At 65.8% G+C, this 17,552-nt stretch carries 16 protein-coding genes; 1 reads left to right on the top strand and 15 read right to left on the bottom strand.

Annotated elements, in window-relative coordinates:
• Positions 1 to 34: 34 nt before the first annotated feature.
• The gene (locus tag DEM27_RS18910; protein ID WP_109459818.1) at positions 35 to 1,246 is read left to right on the top strand and encodes an acyl-CoA dehydrogenase family protein; all 1,212 of its coding nucleotides are present in this window, start codon (positions 35 to 37) and stop codon (positions 1,244 to 1,246) included.
• Between the two features lie 137 nt (positions 1,247 to 1,383).
• Here the strand turns inward: DEM27_RS18910 and DEM27_RS18905 are convergent, their stop codons facing one another.
• The 15 genes from DEM27_RS18905 to DEM27_RS18835 all read right to left on the bottom strand — a co-directional run bounded on the left by DEM27_RS18905 (position 1,384) and on the right by DEM27_RS18835 (position 17,550).
• Entirely contained in the window at positions 1,384 to 2,598 is a 1,215-nt protein-coding gene (locus DEM27_RS18905) for an SfnB family sulfur acquisition oxidoreductase (RefSeq protein ID WP_109459817.1), read from the bottom strand.
• A gap of 26 nt (positions 2,599 to 2,624) precedes the next feature.
• Positions 2,625 to 3,611: an ABC transporter permease gene (locus DEM27_RS18900; protein WP_109459816.1), complete on the bottom strand. Its 987-nt coding sequence runs from the start codon at positions 3,609 to 3,611 to the stop codon at positions 2,625 to 2,627.
• Entirely contained in the window at positions 3,604 to 4,653 is a 1,050-nt protein-coding gene (locus DEM27_RS18895; RefSeq protein ID WP_109459815.1) for an ABC transporter permease, read from the bottom strand. The genes DEM27_RS18900 and DEM27_RS18895 overlap by 8 nt, the downstream gene beginning before the upstream one ends.
• Positions 4,643 to 6,166 (bottom strand): sugar ABC transporter ATP-binding protein, encoded by a 1,524-nt coding sequence (locus tag DEM27_RS18890; RefSeq protein WP_109459814.1) that lies wholly within the window; start codon positions 6,164 to 6,166, stop codon positions 4,643 to 4,645. Before DEM27_RS18890 ends, DEM27_RS18895 begins: the two co-directional genes overlap by 11 nt.
• A 63-nt stretch (positions 6,167 to 6,229) precedes the next feature.
• Positions 6,230 to 7,234 carry a sugar ABC transporter substrate-binding protein gene (locus DEM27_RS18885; RefSeq protein WP_109459813.1) on the bottom strand — a complete coding sequence of 335 codons (1,005 nt, stop codon included), beginning with the start codon at positions 7,232 to 7,234 and terminating at the stop codon, positions 6,230 to 6,232.
• A gap of 141 nt (positions 7,235 to 7,375) precedes the next feature.
• The gene (locus DEM27_RS18880; RefSeq protein ID WP_109459812.1) at positions 7,376 to 8,743 is read right to left on the bottom strand and encodes an LLM class flavin-dependent oxidoreductase; all 1,368 of its coding nucleotides are present in this window, start codon (positions 8,741 to 8,743) and stop codon (positions 7,376 to 7,378) included.
• A gap of 8 nt (positions 8,744 to 8,751) precedes the next feature.
• Positions 8,752 to 10,017 carry an SfnB family sulfur acquisition oxidoreductase gene (locus DEM27_RS18875; protein ID WP_109459811.1) on the bottom strand — a complete coding sequence of 422 codons (1,266 nt, stop codon included), beginning with the start codon at positions 10,015 to 10,017 and terminating at the stop codon, positions 8,752 to 8,754.
• A 75-nt stretch (positions 10,018 to 10,092) separates the two neighbouring features.
• The gene (locus DEM27_RS18870) at positions 10,093 to 10,905 is read right to left on the bottom strand and encodes a MetQ/NlpA family ABC transporter substrate-binding protein (protein ID WP_210205714.1); all 813 of its coding nucleotides are present in this window, start codon (positions 10,903 to 10,905) and stop codon (positions 10,093 to 10,095) included.
• A 20-nt stretch (positions 10,906 to 10,925) separates the two neighbouring features.
• Positions 10,926 to 11,585 carry a methionine ABC transporter permease gene (locus tag DEM27_RS18865; protein ID WP_109459810.1) on the bottom strand — a complete coding sequence of 220 codons (660 nt, stop codon included), beginning with the start codon at positions 11,583 to 11,585 and terminating at the stop codon, positions 10,926 to 10,928.
• The gene (locus DEM27_RS18860) at positions 11,575 to 12,627 is read right to left on the bottom strand and encodes a methionine ABC transporter ATP-binding protein (RefSeq protein WP_109459809.1); all 1,053 of its coding nucleotides are present in this window, start codon (positions 12,625 to 12,627) and stop codon (positions 11,575 to 11,577) included. The genes DEM27_RS18865 and DEM27_RS18860 overlap by 11 nt, the downstream gene beginning before the upstream one ends.
• A gap of 4 nt (positions 12,628 to 12,631) precedes the next feature.
• Positions 12,632 to 13,867: an acyl-CoA dehydrogenase family protein gene (locus DEM27_RS18855; protein WP_109459808.1), complete on the bottom strand. Its 1,236-nt coding sequence runs from the start codon at positions 13,865 to 13,867 to the stop codon at positions 12,632 to 12,634.
• A gap of 217 nt (positions 13,868 to 14,084) precedes the next feature.
• Positions 14,085 to 15,446: an O-acetylhomoserine aminocarboxypropyltransferase/cysteine synthase family protein gene (locus DEM27_RS18850; RefSeq protein ID WP_109459807.1), complete on the bottom strand. Its 1,362-nt coding sequence runs from the start codon at positions 15,444 to 15,446 to the stop codon at positions 14,085 to 14,087.
• Between the two features lie 25 nt (positions 15,447 to 15,471).
• A complete protein-coding gene (locus DEM27_RS18845; RefSeq protein WP_109459806.1) occupies positions 15,472 to 15,771 on the bottom strand; it encodes a hypothetical protein in 300 nt (99 codons plus the stop codon).
• Positions 15,761 to 16,549: an ABC transporter ATP-binding protein gene (locus DEM27_RS18840; protein ID WP_109459805.1), complete on the bottom strand. Its 789-nt coding sequence runs from the start codon at positions 16,547 to 16,549 to the stop codon at positions 15,761 to 15,763. Before DEM27_RS18840 ends, DEM27_RS18845 begins: the two co-directional genes overlap by 11 nt.
• Complete coding sequence (locus DEM27_RS18835) at positions 16,549 to 17,550, bottom strand: ABC transporter permease (protein WP_109459804.1); 1,002 nt, start codon at positions 17,548 to 17,550, stop codon at positions 16,549 to 16,551. The genes DEM27_RS18840 and DEM27_RS18835 overlap by 1 nt, the downstream gene beginning before the upstream one ends.
• Between the last annotated feature and the right edge of the window lie 2 nt (positions 17,551 to 17,552).

Raw genomic sequence — 17,552 nt, 5'->3', positions numbered from 1 at the left:
CTGCCCGGAAGGAACCCGACCGCAGGAGACCACCATGACTGTTCCACACCTCGTCAAGGAGCCCGATCCGCAGGCCGACCGGGCCCGCCTCTTCGCGAAAGCAGGGGAGATTTCCGCCGATCTCACGCGCCGCGGCGCGCAACTCGATGCAGAAGGCAAGCCGCCGCTGGAGGAGATCGACCGGCTGAAGCAGGAAGGACTGCTGGCGGCGCTGCACCCGGCCGGGATCGGCGGCGGCGGACTCGACTGGGTGGACGGGCTGCGACTGGTGCGCATCCTGGCGCGCGGCGAGAGCTCGATCGGCCAGCTGCTCGGCTATCACTTCGTCAACAGCCAGTATGTCTACTGGGCCGCCGACGACCCGGACAAGGCCTGGACCCTTGGCGCGGAGACCGTCGAAAAGCGGCTCTACTGGGGCGCCGCCGTCAATCCGCGCGATCCGGGCCTGACGCTGACCCGTAGCGGCGACCATTACCTCCTCAACGGCCGCAAGACCTTCTCCACCGGCGCGCATGTCTCTGACCGCATCAATGCCAGCGCCGTCTTCGGCGAGACCGTCGCCAGCCTCGTCCTGCCGACCGACCGGCCCGGCTATGTCGCCAATGACGACTGGGACAATATCGGCCAGCGGCTTTCCGACAGCGGCAGCGTCGATTTCCGCGACTTCCCCGTCTATGAGAGCGATTTCCTCCTGCCGCTCGCCGCCAAGGATGCCGCCCCGCCGGTACTGGCGACGTTCAACACGCCGCTGATCCAGCTCGTCTTCGTCAACTTCTATCTCGGCACGGCGGAGGGCGCGCTGGCCGCCGCCACCGATTACGTGAGGACCACGACGCGTCCCTGGATCACCTCGGGCGTCGAGAAGGCGAGCGAGGATCCCTATATCCTCGAGCGGATCGGCGAGTTCCGCGCCGCGCTGAAGGCCTCCGCGGCGCTTGCCGACGCCGCCGCGATCACGGTTCAGTCAGCGCTTGCGCGCGGCCGCTCGGTTACCGCACGCGAGCGCGGCGAAGCCGCGATCGAGGCCTATGAGGCCAAGGTCAACGCGACCCACGTCGCGCTCGACGTCACCGGCCGCGTCTTCGAGCTGACCGGCGCGCGCTCGACGGCCTCGCATTACCGCTTCGACCGTTACTGGCGCAACGTGCGCACCCACACGCTGCACGATCCGGTGTTCTACAAGGCCCGCGAGGTCGGCGATTTCGTGCTCAACGGCCGCGTGCCGGAGCCGAGCCTTTACAGCTGAGGCCAGCCCCGGACCCGCCATCCGCCGGCATGCCCGGCGGATGGATACGCTCCACATACTGCTCATCCACTCATGTGAGAAAGGCCGCAATCCCGAAGGATTGCGGCCAGCCGCCCCCCCCACCACGAGGATTGATTTCAGAGTGCGCCGCTTCTCGGCGGCGTGACGCCGTTGAGGTGATAGTTGCCGACGACGTGGTACTTCCAGCGTACCGGATCGTGCAGCGTGTGGGTGCGGGCATTGCGCCAGTGGCGCTCGAGGTTGAGGCCGCGCCTGGTGGCGGACGTGCCGGCCAGCTCGAAGAGCACGTTGGTGGCGTCGATGGCAAGTTCCGTGGTCAGCACCTTGGCAGCGGCCACCGCCAGCGTCGCGGCGACGGCGTTTTCCGCATCGAGGTTCACCTGCGCCTGGTCGACCTTGCGGCCGGCCCGCTCCAGAGTCGCCTCGGCAGCCTCGACGCGGATGGCGAGTTCGCCGATGCGCGCGATGGTCAGCGGATCGTCCGCGGCGCGCTCGACGCCGCTGTCCGTCCACGGCCGTGCCCTGTCGCGGACGTAGCCGATGGTCTCCTTCAGCGCCGCGCGCGCGATGCCGAGATCGATGGCGGCATGGATGATCTGGCCGACAGAGCCGATGGTGCCCGGCCGCTCGAACCCCTTCTGGTGCGGTACGACGGCATCGGCCGGCACGTAGACGTCGCGCAGGATCGTGGTGCCGCTGCCCGTCGTGCGCTGGCCGAAGCCGTCCCAGTCGTCGACGATCTCGATGCCCTCGGTCTCGCGCGGGGCAAACGACATGGTGAGGAGCCCTTCCTCGTCGAGCGCGAAGATCGCCACCCAATGGGCGAAGAGCACGCCCGTCGAATAGAATTTCCGCCCGTTTATGCGGAACCCCGCGCCGTCGCGCGTAATGCGGGTGTTGTAATCGCCCACCGTCTTCGTTCCGACCTCGGAAAGGGCATTGCCGAAGCGATCGCCGGCGAGCGCCCGGCCGAAATAGAAGCGCTTCTGCGCCTCGCTGCCGTCATGACGGAGGGCTTCGAGAATGTAGAAATGGTTCTGCGGGATCTGGCCGATCGAGCTATCGGCCTCGGAGAGGATCGCCGTGACCTCGGCGAGAACCGCATTCGACACGTCGATGCCGCCATATTCGGCGGGAACGGTGATGGCCAGCAGGCCGGAGGCGGAAAGCCTGTCCAGCTCCGTGTGCGGCAGCGCCCGCTCGTAGTCCCGCCGGCTCGCCCCGCTGGCGAAATCGGCGGCAAGCGTGCGGGCGACGGCAAGCGCCTCCTCCTCGCTGGCGATGCGGTGGGCGGTGTCCTGGTGTTCGGCGAGCCGGGTGACGCTGCTCATGAAGGATCCTTTCGAGATATCCCGGATCAGGCCCGGGCGGCGGCCTTGCGGTTGGCGAAGCCGATGGCGAGGACGGAGAAGATGAGGAGGCCGGTGCCGACCTGCTGCCAGTAGAAATTGAGACCCGACAGCAGGAGGCCATTGGCGACGATGCCGAGCAACAGCACGCCGAGAACGGTGCCCGGCACGTTCGGCCGGCCGTGCCGGTCGTAGGTGGTGCCGATGAAGGTCGCGCCGATGGCATTGAGGAGGAAGGCGTTTCCGGAGGAAGGAATGTAGACCGTGACAGTCGAGGTGAGGATGAGGCCGACCACGGCAGCGATCGTCGAGACCAGGATATAGGTGGCGGCCGTGATGCGCGGCAGGCGCAGGCCGGAATAGCGCACGACGCTGGCCTGGATGCCGGTGGCGAGCGCCACCCGGCCGAAGCGGCTGCGCGAGAGAACGAGCCAGGCGCCTGCGACGACGAGCGCGGTAACGGCGAGCGGCACGGGAATGCCGGCGAGCGTGCCATGGCCGAGGAAGCGGAAGGCTTCCGGCACACCGGCCGGCGGCAGGTAGACCGGGTTGCCGCCGTTCGTCAGCAATTGCTGCACGCTGCGGCCGACGAAGAGCGTGCCCAGCGTCGCGAGGAATGGCGAGATGCCGATCCCGGCGATAAGCACGGCATTGAACAGGCCGACCAGCGCGCCGCCGGCAAGCCCGCCGAGAGCCGCGAGCGCCACCGGCTGGCCGGCGAGCACGAGGGAAACGAAGGCGAAGCTCGCGAAATCGATTGCCGTGCCGACCGAAAGGTCGATGCCGCCCACCGAGACGGCGAAGGTCATTGCGATGGCGACGATGGCGAGCAGGGCGAAATTGTTCACCAGTACGCTGAGGAGATTCGCACCCGAGAGGAAACCGGGCGCAAGCGCGGCGAAGAGGGCAAAGACGGTGGCAAGCGCCGCGACCAGCGCATAGCGGGCGACGCCGCGGCTGAAGGAGGAGAGAGCGACGGTCGCCATATCAGGCATTCTCCTTGCGGCCGAGCAGCGTGGTGGCGGAAACGACGAGCAGGATCAGCAGTCCCTGCACGCCGCTGACCAGCGTGCTGGAAATGTTGAGGAGTTGGAAACCGTTGACGAGGAAGCCGACGAAGAGCGCAGACAGCAGCGTGCCGGTGATCGTCGGCACCAGCCGGCGGGAAAAGACCGTGCCGAGCAGGGCCGTGACGACGACCGGCAGCAACATGTCGCCGGCCCCGGTGGTGCTGCCCGAAAGATAGGAGACCGACAGGATGCCCGCGAGCCCGCCGCACAGGCCGCTCGCCAGAAAGGAGCCCGCGACGAAGGATCTGACCGGCAATCCCGCCGCGCGCGCCGCATCGGGAAACGCGCCGACCGCATAGAGGCGCAGGCCCAGCGGCGTATATTGCACGATGGCGGCAACGACGAGCGTGAAGCCGAGGAGAATATAGGCGAGCACGGGAATGCCGAGCGGTCCACCGGCCGACAGCGCCGACAGGAACTCGCTCGACGCCGGGACGACGGTGTTCTGCGTCAAAACCAGTTCGAGGCCCGCCACGACATTCATCACGGCGAGCGTCGCCAGCAGCGGCACGATGCCGGCCAGCGTGATGGCGGCGGCATTGACCGCGCCGATGGCAAGGCCCGTGACGAGCGCGCCGAGGACTGCCACGCCATCGCCATGCCCCGCCTGCGCCAGCGAGGCGTAGACGGCGGCGCTGAGGCCCATATTGGCGGCGAGCGACAAATCGATGCCGCCCGTCACGACATTCGAGCCGCCCGCGATGATGACGATGGTGAGGCCGATGGCCAGCACGCCCGATATGGCCGACTGACCGAGCACATTGCCGATATTGCCGACCGTGAGGAAGAACGGCGCGGTGACGGAGAAGACAATGAGAACGCCGAGGAAGACGGCGAGCGCGCCGCCCCGCAGCGCCAGCGCGGCGAGGCGGCGAGCGAAGGCAGGGCTGGTTCGGGCCGGCTCGAATGCCCTCTGCGCTTCGACTTCGAGCGCGGTCGCGGGAATATAGGGAACATCAACCAGCATGGAGAAGCGTCTCGTAGGCGCCCGTCACATCCGCAAGGACCTGATCCGGGCTCGTTTCGGAGGAAATGAATTGTCGCGTGACGCGGCCACGGAAGAGGACGAGCAGGCGATCGGTGACACCGAGCAGTTCCTCGATATCGGAGGAGAGCACGAGGACGCCTGCCCCGCGTTCGGCAAGTTCCCCGATCAGCCGGTAAATCTCCACCTTGGCGGCGATGTCGACGCCGACCGTGGGCTCGTCGAGCAGGTAGATTTCCGACTGGCGGCTCAGCCACTTGGCGATGGCCACCTTCTGCTGGTTGCCGCCCGAAAGCGTCTTCACCAGCGCGTCGACACCGTCGGTCTTGATCTGCAGCCGCTGGACGAGATCTTCCGTCTGTCGCCGTTCCGCGCCGCGGTTGATGAGGCCGTGGGAAAAACGGCCGAGGCTGGCGAGCGTGGTGTTTTCCGTGACGGAAAGGTCGAGCGCGACACCGTCGCTGCGGCGGTCCTCCGGCACCAGCGCAAGACGACGCTCTGTCGCGGCGGCGGGATCGGCGGAGAACACCGTCTCCCCTTTGACGGAAACGGTTCCGCCGGTCGGCCGGTCGAGGCCGAAGAGCGTGCGCACCACCTCCTTGGCTCCGGAGCCGACGAGGCCGGTAAGACCTAGAACCTCACCCCTGCGCAGCGAAAAGGAAACGGCCTCGTAACGGCCGGCGAGCACCAGATCATCCACCTGCAGGATCACTTCACCCGGCGTGACGTCGGACTTCGGGTAGAGCTCGCCGATATCGCGGTTGACCATCAGCGCACCGATCTTGGCTGCGGAAGTTTCCGCGACCGGCAGGGTCGCGACGTCGCGGCCGTTGCGCAGCACCGTCACCGTATCGCACAGATCGACGATCTCGCCGAGATAGTGAGAGATGTAGAGAATGGTGACGCCTTCTGCGCTGAGGCGGCGGATGAGCTGGAAGAGCAGGTCCGCCTCGCGCCGGACCAGCGCGGCCGTCGGCTCGTCGAAGACCAGCACCTTCGGGTCGGCAATGAGCGCGCGGGTGATCTGCACGATCTGTTTCTCCGCCGCCGAAAGCTCGGCGATCAGCGCCGAATGGGGCAGCGAGACACCGAAGTAGCGCTCAAGGATCTCGGCGGATCTGCGCCGCATCGCCGCGCGGTCGAGGAAGGGCGTGCCGGGAATGCGCGGCTCGCGCCCGAGGAACAGCGCCTCGCCCACCGTGAAGGTTGGAACGAGCAGGCGATCCTGGTGGATGAAATGGATGCCGAGCTCTTCCGCGAGATGCGGCGTCAGCCGGTCATAGGACTTGCCGTCGATCTCGACCGCGCCCCCGTCCGCCCGGTGAAGGCCGGCGATGAGCTTGATCAGCGTCGACTTGCCCGCTCCGTTCTGGCCGACGAGGCCATGGATCGAACCGCGCGCGACGGCCAGCGACGCGCCCGACAGGGCCTGCGCCCCGCCGAAGCGCTTGACGATGTTTTCGAGACGGATGATCGCCTCGCCACTCTCTGCCATGGCCGTGCTCCCGATTGCCTGGAAATGAGGCCGCGGCAAAACCGCCGCGCCTCTCCGCGAACATCAGCCGAGGCCGAGCTTCTTCGAGATTTCGCCGACATTCTGCTTGTTGGCGAGAAGCGCCGGCACATAGGTCTCACGCGGCAGCGTCTCGCCGGCAAAATGGCGGGCGACATTCTGAATGGCGACGCGGCCGAGTTCGGCGGGCTGCTGGGCGACGTCGGCGGCGGCCGGCGAATTCGGATCGGCGACCAGCTGGAGCACTTCCGGGCTGCCATCGACGCCATAGGTCCTGATCTCGGTACGGCCGGCGGCGGCCAGCGCCTGGGTCGCGCCGAGCTGCGGGATGTCCCACGCCGACCAGATCGCCTTGATCGAACCCTTTTCCGGATATTTCGCAAGGATCGCGGTGATCTGGGTGAAGGCATCCTGGACAGTGTTCGGGATCACGTCGCGCAGCTCCGGCTGCACGATCTGCACCTTCGGGAAATATTTGACCACGTTGACCAGCTGGTCGTAGCGGATCGCGCAGGGGGTCACACCGTAGAAGCCGTTGAAGACGACGATATTGCCCTCGCCGCCGATGTCGGAAACGAGTTGAAGCGCGAGGTCCTTGCCGATGCCCCAGTTGTCGGAGGTGGAATTGTTGAGCGAATTGACCGAGCCGACATCGATGGTCAGCACCGGGATATCGGCCTCGCGCGCCTTCTTCAGCCACGGATCGATGACGCTGAGCGTGCCGAGCAGCTGGACGATGGCGTCCGGCTTCTGAGCGATCAGCGTCTGCAACTGCGAGACGAGCTTGCCGTCATTGCGGCCGGCATCGACGGCGATCGGCTCGCCGCCGAGGCGTTTTACTTCCTCGATCTGCGCATTGTAGGCCTGCAGGTCGAAGAAATGGTCGGTGCCGGCGGCGCTGATGCCGATGCGTTTTCCCTTGAGCGAAAGCCCTTCCGCGGCCGCGGCCGTGCGTGCAGAAAGAAGGCCCGTTCCCGCCACCACGCCGGCGACGGCCGTGAGCTTCAGGAGGTTGCGGCGGTTGACGCCAGAGTGGATGTCGTCGGTCATGATGTCCTCGTTGAGTCAATGATAATTTAATCTATAGATTAAATAGACTAAAGCGTGGAGACAGGCAGGATTTTCCAAAATGCGGGAGGTTGTGAGAAGAATCGGCTCCGCGCATATCCCGCCCCGTGTGAAGGCCCCCGCTTACTCCGCGGCCTGATTCCCGCGGCGGAACGAACCGACAGGATGGCGGTCCGGCAGGCGGTCGCCTTGGCCGAAAAGGCGGTTGCGCAGACTGCCCGCACCATAGGCCGTCTTATAGCGGCCCCGTTCCTGCAGCACTGGAATGACGAAATCGATGAAGTCTTCGTAGCTTTCCGGCACGACGGTGCGGGCAAGATTGAAACCATCCACCTCGCCCTCGACGATCCAGGTCTCCAGAGCATCGGCGACCTGCGAGGGATCGCCGACGATCAGCGGATACCGCCCGCCGAGGGGCATGCCGGAGAGAATGTTCCGCTTCGTCCAGCCGCGCTCGCGCGCAAGATCGACCGAGGTTTGCACAAAATTTCCCTTGCCGTAGGCGATCGCCTCGTCGAGATCGTATTGCGAGAAATCGATGCCTGTGCCGGCAGAGAAATGCGCAAGGCCCGCCTCGGTACTGGCATGGCGCGCATAGTCCTCGAATTTCTCCCTTGCCGCCTTTTCCGTGCGGTCGACGACGACGGTAATGCCGGCGAAGACACGCACGTCCTCGGCCTCGCGCCCCGCTTCCACCGCGCCCTGCCGGATCGCACGCGATGCCGTGCGGGCGACCAACGTGTCCGGCGAGGAGATGAAGACGCATTCGGCATGGCGTGACGCAAATTGCCGTCCGCGGCCGGATGTGCCGGCCTGATAGAGGACGGGCGTGCGCTGGCGAGACGGTTCGGAGAGATGATAGCCCTCCGCCTTGAAATACGTGCCCTCGTGGCGGATTTTCCGCACCCTGGCCGGGTCGGCGTAGATGCGTGCAGCGCGGTCACGCCGCACGGCATCCTCGTCCCAGCTGCCTTCCCACAGCGCATAGAGCAGATCGAGGCATTCATCCGCCCGGTCATAGCGCGTGTCGTGCTCGCCAAGGGCCGCCTGGCCCACGGCGCGGGCCGCACTGTCGAGATAGCCGGTCACAATGTTCCAGCCGATGCGACCGTCCGTCAGGTGATCGAGCGTCGAGAGGCGCCGGGCGAAGATATAGGGCTCCTCGGCATTGACATTGACGGTCACGCCGAAGCCGAGCCCCTTCGTCACCGCTGCCATGGCCGAGACCAGCATCAGGGGATCGTTCACCGGAAGCTGGATGGATTCGCGCAGCGTCAGGTCGACGGACTGCTGGTAGACATCGTAGACCCCGACGATATCGGCGAGGAACAGTCCGTCGAACAGGCCGCGCTCCAGCGTCGCGGCGAGCGACGTCCAGTAGTCCAGCCTGTTGTAGTCACTCGACCGGTCGCGCGGATGGGTCCAGAGGCCATGGTTGATGTGGCCGACGCAGTTCATGTTGAACGCGTTGAGCAAAATTTCCTTCGCCATGAACCGCGTCAGATCCAGGAATGCAGCGGCGGCTGCACGCCGTTGAGATAATACTGGCCGATCGCATGGAACTTCCAGCGAACGGGATCGTGCAGCGTATGTGTGCGCGCATCGCGCCAGAAGCGGTCGAGATTGTGCACGCCGAGCGTCGAACGGGTGCCGACAAGCTCGAAAAGCTTGTTGGCGGCGGCAAGCGCCACTTCCGTCGTCAACACCTTGGCCTCGGCCACCGCGATCTTCGCCTTGCCGATCGTCTCGTCGTTGACGTCGGCGATCGTCGCGTCAAGCTGCCGGCCGGCGCGCTCCAGCAAGGCTTCGGCGGCGTGCAGGCGGATCTTCAGGTCACCGACGGCGGCGATCGTGTAGGGATCGTCACCGGCGCGATCCGAGCCGCTGTCGATCCACGGACGGGCATGGTTGCGCACGAGATCGATCGTCGCGTCGATGGCGCCGCGCGCAATGCCGGCATCGATGGCCGCATGGATGAGCTGGCTCTGCGGGCCGACGGCGCTCTGGTTTTCGTAGACGATATGGGCTGGGAGAACGCGGCTTATCGGGATGACGACGTCATCCAGCACCACCGTGCCGCTCGCCGTGGTGCGCTGGCCGAAGGCCGACCAGTCGTTGACGACCTCCAGCCCCGCCGCATCGCGATCCGCCACCGCAACGACGACATGCCCGTCCTCATCGAGCGCGACAACGGGCACGAGATGCGCAAAGAGCGCACCCGTCGAATAGAATTTCCTGCCCGAGACGACGAAGTGATCGCCCTTGCGGACAAGCCTGGTCTCGAAGGCCTCGACATTCTTGCCGCCGAATTCGGAGAAGGCATTGCCGAGGCGCTTTCCGGAGAGCACCGCATCGAACAACTCGCGCCTTTGCGCCTCGCTGCCCGTCTGCCTGATGACGTCGATGATCTCGAAGCTGTTCTGGGCGACCTGCGTCAGCGAGGGATCGCCGGCAGCAAGGGTGGCGAAGACCCTTGCCAGCGTGACCTGCGAAACGCCGGCACCGCCATATTCCTTGGGAATGGTGATGCCCCACAATCCGCTCTGCGAAAACAGATCGACCTCGCGGAACGGCAGCCGCCTTTCGCGGTCACGCTCTTTCGCCTCCTCGGCAAACAGCGGGCGGAGTTGCGCGGCAACGGCAATCGCCTCCGCGTCGTCGCGGATGACATGGGCGGGCGTTACCGGCGGGTTCGGCAGCCAGCCGGGTTCACCCGGCTCTGCGTGGGAAGATCGGCGGATTGCGGTCGCGCGGTTCGAGGTCATGAGGATGCAGCCATCTTTTCGGAAGGAAAAGCCGGGCCGCGCACACGGCGCAGCCCGGCGGCGAAACGCGGAAGATCAGAAGGCGGCGACCACCTGTCCCTTGTAGCGCTCCTCGATGAACTTCCGCGTCTCGTCACTGTTGAGCGCCTTGGCGAGCTTGGCGACACGCGGGTCGTCCTTGGTCTCGGGACGCGTCACGAGATATTCGCTCCACACGTTGTAGCCGTCCTGGCCGCGGTCGATGAGCAGCGCCTTGTCGATGTCGAGCTTGGCCTCGAAGACGTAGTTGCCGTTGAGAGCCGCCAGATCGACCTCCGCCAGCGCACGCGGCAGGAGGGCGGATTCCAGTTCGACGATCTTGAGGTTCCTCGGATTCTCGACGACGTCCTTGATGGTCGGCAGCGAATCTTCCGGCGAGGTCAGTTCCGGCTTGCCGGAAACCTTGATGAGGCCGAGCTTCTGGAGAAGCAGCAGGCCGCGGCCGCCGTTGACCGGATCGTTCGGGATCGCAACGGTAGCGCCGTCCGCAAGCTTGTCGACCGCATCGATCTTCGTCGAATAGGCGACGAAGGGCTCGATGTGGACGGGCACGATCGGCACCAGGGACGTCCCGCGCTCTTTGTTGTAGTCGTTCAGGAACGGCCTGTACTGGTAGTAGTTGGCGTCGAGTTCGCCGGAGACGAGCTGGGCGTTCGGCTGGATGTAGTCCGTAAAGACTCGGATATCGAGATCGAGTCCGTCCTTGGCAAGGATCGGCTTCACGAATTCGAGGATTTCCGCGTGCGGGATGGCGGTGGCGCCGACGACGAGCGTGTCGTTCGCCCTAGCGGAGCCGAAGGCGGCGAGCGCAAGGGCGGCGGCGATGGTGATGGATTTCAGGATGCGCATATGGGTCCTCCGAGCGCTGGTCATTTGCGGGAAAAGTGGGTGACGAGGCGATTGCCGCTCGCCTGGATGAGCTGGACGAAGACGATGAGGATCGCCACGCACACCAGCATGATTTCGGTCTGGAACCGGTGGTAGCCGTAGCGGATGGCCAGATCCCCGAGCCCGCCGCCGCCGATGGCGCCGGACATGGCCGTGTAGTCGACGAGCACGATGGCCGTGACGGTGATGGCCGCCAGCAGGCTCGGCAGCGCCTCGGGCAGCACAGCGCGGCAAATCGTCTGCGTGGTGGAAGCGCCCATGGCGAGGCTTGCCTCGATGATGCCGCGGTCCACCTCGCGCAATGCCGTCTCCACAAGCCGCGCGAAAAAAGGCACGGTGCCGACGACGAGCGGGAAGATGACCCCGCGAATGCCGAGCGACGTGCCGGTGACGATCACCGTGATGGGCATCAGCACGATGAGCAGGATGATGAACGGCACCGAGCGGATGATGCTCAGCACGAAGGACAGGCTGCCATAGGCGAGCGGCGCCTGGAACAGCTGCTGCCGGCCGGTGAGGAAGAGCAGGATGCCGAGCGGCAGGCCGGCGGCCACCGTCAGCAGAAGCGCACCGCCGACCATGGCCAGCGTCTGGGCAAGGGCTGCGCCGATATCGCCCCAGTAGAGATTGTCAAACGACATGGCACGCCCTTTCCTCGATTTCCGGCACCGGCGCCACGCCCTGCAATTCCACATCGACACCGCTGGCGCGCAGGCCGGCAATGGCGCCTGCCACGTCGCGTCCGCTGAGCGATACGATGAACTGAGCGTAGGGCGTCTCGCGGATATGCCCGACGCGGCCGGCGAGGATCGCGTAATCGACAAGGTTTTCGCGCGCGATGCGGCCGAGGATGGGCTTGTGCGCCGCCGGCCCCGTGAAGGTAAGGCGCACCGCGCGGCCTCCGAGATCGGAGGCAGCCGCCGCGTCGAGCGAGCCGCCATCGGGCTCGGCCTCGCGCACGAGGCGCAGCGTCGCGGCATGGCGCGGATGCAGGAAGACCCTGGTGACCGGGCCCTCCTCCACAACGCGGCCGCGATCGAGCACGGCGACACGATCGCAGGCGCGGCGGATGACATCCATCTCATGGGTGATGAGCGCGACGGTGACGCCGAGATCGCGATTGATCTGGCGCAGCAGATCGAGCACGGCGCCCGTCGTCTGCGGGTCGAGCGCGCTCGTCGCCTCGTCGCAGAGCAGCACCGCGGGTTCGCAGGCAAGCGCCCTCGCAATGCCCACACGCTGCTTCTGCCCGCCCGAAAGCTGGCGGGGATATTTCCGCGCATGTTCGGAAAGGCCAACGCGGTCGAGCAATGCGGCCACGCGCACGGCGATCTCGTTCCTGCCATACGCGCCGGTCAGTTCCAGCGGATAGGCGACATTGCCGGCAACCGTACGGGCGCTCAAGAGGTTGAAATGCTGGAACACCATGCCGATCGACCGGCGCAGCGCCCGCAGGCGCTGGCCCCTGGCATCCGTCACCCGCTCGCCGCCGACGAAAACCTCGCCGCCATCAGGGCGTTCCAGCAGGTTGATCAGCCGCACAAGCGTCGACTTGCCGGCGCCGGAGGAGCCGATGATGCCGAAAATCTCACCCCTGGCGATAGTGAGGTCGATGCCGTCGAGTGCCGCGACCGCACCCTCCTTGCCGGCAAAGCTCTTCGTGATGCCTTCGAGCCGGATCATCACCTCAGCCCGCACTCGCGCCGATGCGCCACTGGTAGGGGGGCGGCGTGCCGTTGACGGCGAAATCGCCGATGATGCGTTGCTTGTAGATGCGCGGATTGTGCGAGGCGAGCGTGCGGGCGTTGCGCCAGTGGCGGTCGAGACCGGCTGGCTTCTTCGTCGCGGAGGCGCCGAGCGCGTCGAACAGCAGGGTCGATGCATCGAGGATCAGGTCAGAGACAACCGTCTGGGCCTGTGCGGCCTCGAGCTCGGCAATCGCATTCGCCTTTTCCTCGGCATCCGCGTCGTCGACGAAATGCGCTTCGAAGGCGCGTTGCAGGCTGGCCGCTGCCTGCAACGTGATGGCACCCGCCGCATAGGCGGCTGCGCGGATGCGGCCGACGACCTGCAGGACCTGCGGATCCTCGCTGGAGCGCGCGGCGGCGGCATGGGTATAGGTGCGGCGCCGCTCCGCCACGGCTTTCGCGACATCGGCGGTGATTGCGCGACCGATGCCGGAGAGCGTCGCGAGATGCACCAGCTGGTAGAAGGCGGCCGAATATCTGAAGCGCTCGTCGTCGATGACGATGTCTTGCGGCTCGACCACGACGTCGCGGAAGGTGGTCGTGCCGCTGGCGGTGAGAATCTGGCCGAAACCGTCCCAGTCATCGACGACCTCGACACCTTCGGCATGGCGGCGCACCGTCACCGAAATGCCCTCGCCGTCCGCGTTGGACGCCCCGACATCGATCCAGTCGGCGAAGAGCGAACCGGTCGTATAGTATTTGGCCCCGTTGAGGACGAGCCTGCCTTCCTTGTTCTCCGCGACATTGGTGGAGAAGCGGTCAAGCGCCGCGCCCGCACCGATCTCGCTCCAGGCATTGCCCGTGATCTCGCCGCCGCCGATCCGGCCGAACCAGATGCCCCGGCGCTCGGAATCCCTGGTGTTCAGGATATCCTCAGTGAAGCCGAAATGACCGCGCAGGGCCTGGGTGACATTCGAATCCGCCGTGGAGAGTTCGATCAGCAGGTTGAAGAACTGCGGCAGGCTGGCGCCCTTGCCGCCTGCTTCCACCGGCAGGCGCACGGCGCCGAGACCGGCTTCCTTGAGCCGCCGGATCGCCTCGTGCGGCAGGCCGCGGTTGAGGTCGCGCTCGGCCGCACTTGCGGCGATCTCCGCAAAAATCGGCCGGAACGGCGCGGATAGCGCCTCATATCCCTCACCGGGGCCAGCGCCCCAGGCATTTTCGGTCTGCGTCATGCATCTCACTCGTCGCTGCCGTGCCGGCTCGCACCGGGCACGCTTGGAATTGACGAGGAGAGTAGCTTGTGCACCAAAGAAATACAGAAATTCTATCTTTTTTATATACTATAAAGTGAAAAGCCGTTTCTTTCCGGCGACGCAAGCTGGCACTCAAAGAAAAGGCCCCGGCGCTGGGAGGAAGCGCCGGGGCCGCATGCCGATCGGGTGGCTCGCCTCAAGCCAGCGCGATGGCTCGTTCCAGATCGGCGATCAGGTCATCGGGATGTTCGAGGCCGATGGAAAGGCGCACATAGCCGGGCGTCACCCCCGTCGCGAACTGGTCTTCCCGCGACAGCTGCGAATGGGTCGTCGTCGAGGGGTGGATCGCCAGCGAGCGCGCGTCGCCTATATTGGCGAGGTGGTAGAAGAGCTGGAGGCTGTCGATGAAGCGGCGGCCGGCTTCACGCCCACCCTTCAGCTCGAAACCGACCAGCGCGCCGAAATGGCCCGGCTTGAAGTATTTATCGGCGCGCGCCCTGGCCGCACCCTCCTGGAATTTCGGGAAGATCACCCGCTCGACCTTGGCATGGCCCTTGAGGAATTCGGCGACCTTCACCGCGTTCTCATTATGCTGACGCAGGCGCAGCGGCAGGGTTTCGAGGCCCTGGATGAACTGGAAGGCATTCTGCGGACTGAGCGCCGCGCCGAGATCGCGCAGCAGCACGGCACGGGCGCGCAGGATATAGGGATGGAAGCCGATGGCCTCGGCCTTCTCGATCCAGGTCTTGCCCTGATAGCTCGCATCCGGCTCCGTCAGGTTCGGCTGGCGGGCCGGGTTCTCCGTCCATGGGAAGGTGCCGCTGTCGATGATCGCGCCACCGATGGAGGTCCCATGGCCGCCGATATACTTCGTCGTGGAATAGACGACGACGGCCGCACCATGCTCCAGCGGGCGGATGAACAGTGGGGCGGCGGTGTTGTCGACGATGAGCGGAATGCCATGCCGGCGGCCGATGGCGGCGACCTCGGCGATCGGGAAGACCTCCAGCTTCGGGTTCGGCAGGGATTCGGCATAATAGGCGCGCGTGCGGTCGTCCGTCGCCTTCTCGAAGGCTTCCGGATCGCTCGCATCGACGAAGCGGGTCTCGATGCCGAAGCTTTTCAGCGTGGCGGCGAAGAGCGCCCAGGTGCCGCCATAGAGGCCGGCGGCGCTGACGATGTTGTCGCCAGCGCGGGCGACATTGAGGATGGCGAAGGCCGAGGCCGCCTGGCCGGAGGAGAGCGCAAGCGCTGCGGCACCGCCCTCAAGCTCGGCAAGGCGCTGCTCGAAGGCATCCTGCGTCGGGTTGGAGACGCGGGTATAGAGGTGGCCGGGCGCCTCCAGCGCAAAAAGCTTGTCGGCGCCGTCGGTTCCCGGCAGCTGGAACGAGCTCGTCTGGTAGATCGGCACGGCGACTGCGCCGGTCGCCGGATCGTAGCGGAAGCTGCCGCCGTGCAGCGCGATGGTTTCGGGGTGGCGGCTCTTGAAAGCCGCGGTTCCCGCCGGAACCTGCACGATATCCTCACTGGCAACCTCGAGGGTTTGATGGATCGTCATGACACTTCTCCTTGATAAGGCGCTTTCAGGCGCGCGCGGGACGGGCTGACAGAAGGACACCGGCGACGAGGATGGCCGCCGCGGCCCAGAAGGCTTCCGGCGCATACCACCGGATGCCGTAGAGGTGATCGTCGGTGCAGAGCGCCTGGGCGAGCGCGCAGAGATCGGAGGCTCCGGCAATGCAGGTCACGGCCTGCCGGACGGTGAGATAGTCCGCCTCGACGACCTTGCTGAAAATGAGCCACCACCAGCCAAGCGACAGCAGGGCGAGGCTGCCGCCTGCCGCCGCCACGGCATAATGGGAAAGGCGCGCGCTAGACGTCATGGGAGATTCCCAGCTTTTCGAGCAGCTGGCTGCGCAGCGCCACAAGCGTGGCATCGTCGCGACGCCGTGGATGTGGCTGATCGACCCGGATTTCCGCGACGATCGAGGCCGGTCGATCCGACAGCACGATGACGCGGTCGGCGAGCAGCAGCGCCTCCTCCACATCATGCGTGACCAGCAGCGCGGTGAAGCCGGCGCTCTTCCAGAGGTCGAGCAATTCATTCTGCATGCGCAGGCGGGTCAACGAGTCGAGCTTGCCGAAGGGTTCGTCGAGCAACAGCAGCTTGGGATCGTTGACGAGCGCGCGGGCGAGCGCGGCGCGTTGAGCCATGCCGCCCGACAGCTGGTGCGGATAGAAATCCGAGAAGCCTTCCAGCTTCACCAGCTTCAGCACCTCGTCGATGCGGTGTTCAAGCTCCGCCAGAAGACCGCGGGCTTCGAGGCCTGTGGCAATGTTCGCGCGCACGGTGCGCCAGGGAAACAGCGTTGCATCCTGGAAGACGAGGATGCGATCCGGGTTCGGCGCGGTGATCGGCTTTCCGTCTTCCAGCACCTTGCCCGCCGTCGCCGTTTCGAGGCCGGCGGCAAGGCGCAGCAGGGTGGACTTGCCGCAACCGGAAGGGCCGAGCAGTGCGACGAATTCGCCGGGAGCGACCGCGAGGCTCACATCGTCGAGAACCTCCAAGTCCTTACCATCAAGGTCGTAGCGGTGCGAAACGCCCTCCACGTCGAGGGCGATACTGTCGCCGACAGCAGCTTCTGCAAGTGCGAACGCCATCAGAGGATTCCCTTCTGCCAGCCGAGCAGCCGGTCGCGCACCACGAAGAGCAGGCGCACGAGGCCGGCGCAGATCAGCGCCATGACGATGAGAGCGGCATAGACATTGGCGTAGGCCGAATAGGCCGTCTTGAACTGGAGATACCAGCCAAGACCGAACTTGGCGCCGAGCATCTCGGCGACAACAAGCACGGCGAAGGAATAGTAGAGCCCCATGAAGAGGCCGACGAAGACATTCGGCAACGAGGCGGGGATCGCGACCTTGAAGATCAGGAAGCGGTTATCCGCGCCGAGCGTGCGGGCGACGTCGTAGAAGGAGCGGTTGACCTGGCTGACGCCCGCCGCCGTGAGGATCGCGACCGGAATGCCGGAGGCCAGCGCAACCAGGAAGATCGAGGCATGGAAGGTCGACGGGAAGATGAAGAAGGTGCAGGGAATCCAGGCGCTCGCCGGCACCGGCCCGATCAGCTTCAAAAGCGGCATGCCCCAATAGGCAAAACGCTTCGACCAGCCGAGCGCCACGCCGCCGGCAAAGCCGACGAGGATGCCCGAGAAGAAGCCGAGGCCCCATAGGCGCCCGGTATAGGCGATGCAGATCAAAAGCCTGTCCCAGTCCGTGACATAGACGTGCAGCAGGCCCTGCGGCGGCGAGAAGAACGGCTTTGGCAACCAGCCGAGCTTGGCCGTCAGCACCTCCCAGATGGCAAGCCAGAGGCCGAGCACAATGAACCACGGCCCGTAATGGACGAGCGTGCGGCCGACGCTGCCGAGCCTGCTGACCGTTACTGACAGCACGAGGAATATCCCCGCGCCGACCAGCGTGACGACGGCAAAAAGCTCCGTCGCCCCCCAGCTGATGACATCGGGCAGGCCGTAGGTCAGCGCCGCGGTCAGAAACCAGGTGCCGGCCGCGAAAAGCCCGTTGCGCCAGATGCCCGTGAAAGGCAGGGCGAAGGTTCGCCGCCCTGCGCCCTCGAATGTATCTTCGACAGCCGCGCTCATGG

The organism is Rhizobium album (assembly GCF_003122325.1).
GTDB classification, from domain to species: Bacteria; Pseudomonadota; Alphaproteobacteria; order Rhizobiales; family Rhizobiaceae; genus Metarhizobium; species Metarhizobium album.
The sequence above is the reverse complement of the archived record's forward strand: the minus strand, read 5'-3'. Positions and strand labels throughout refer to the sequence as shown.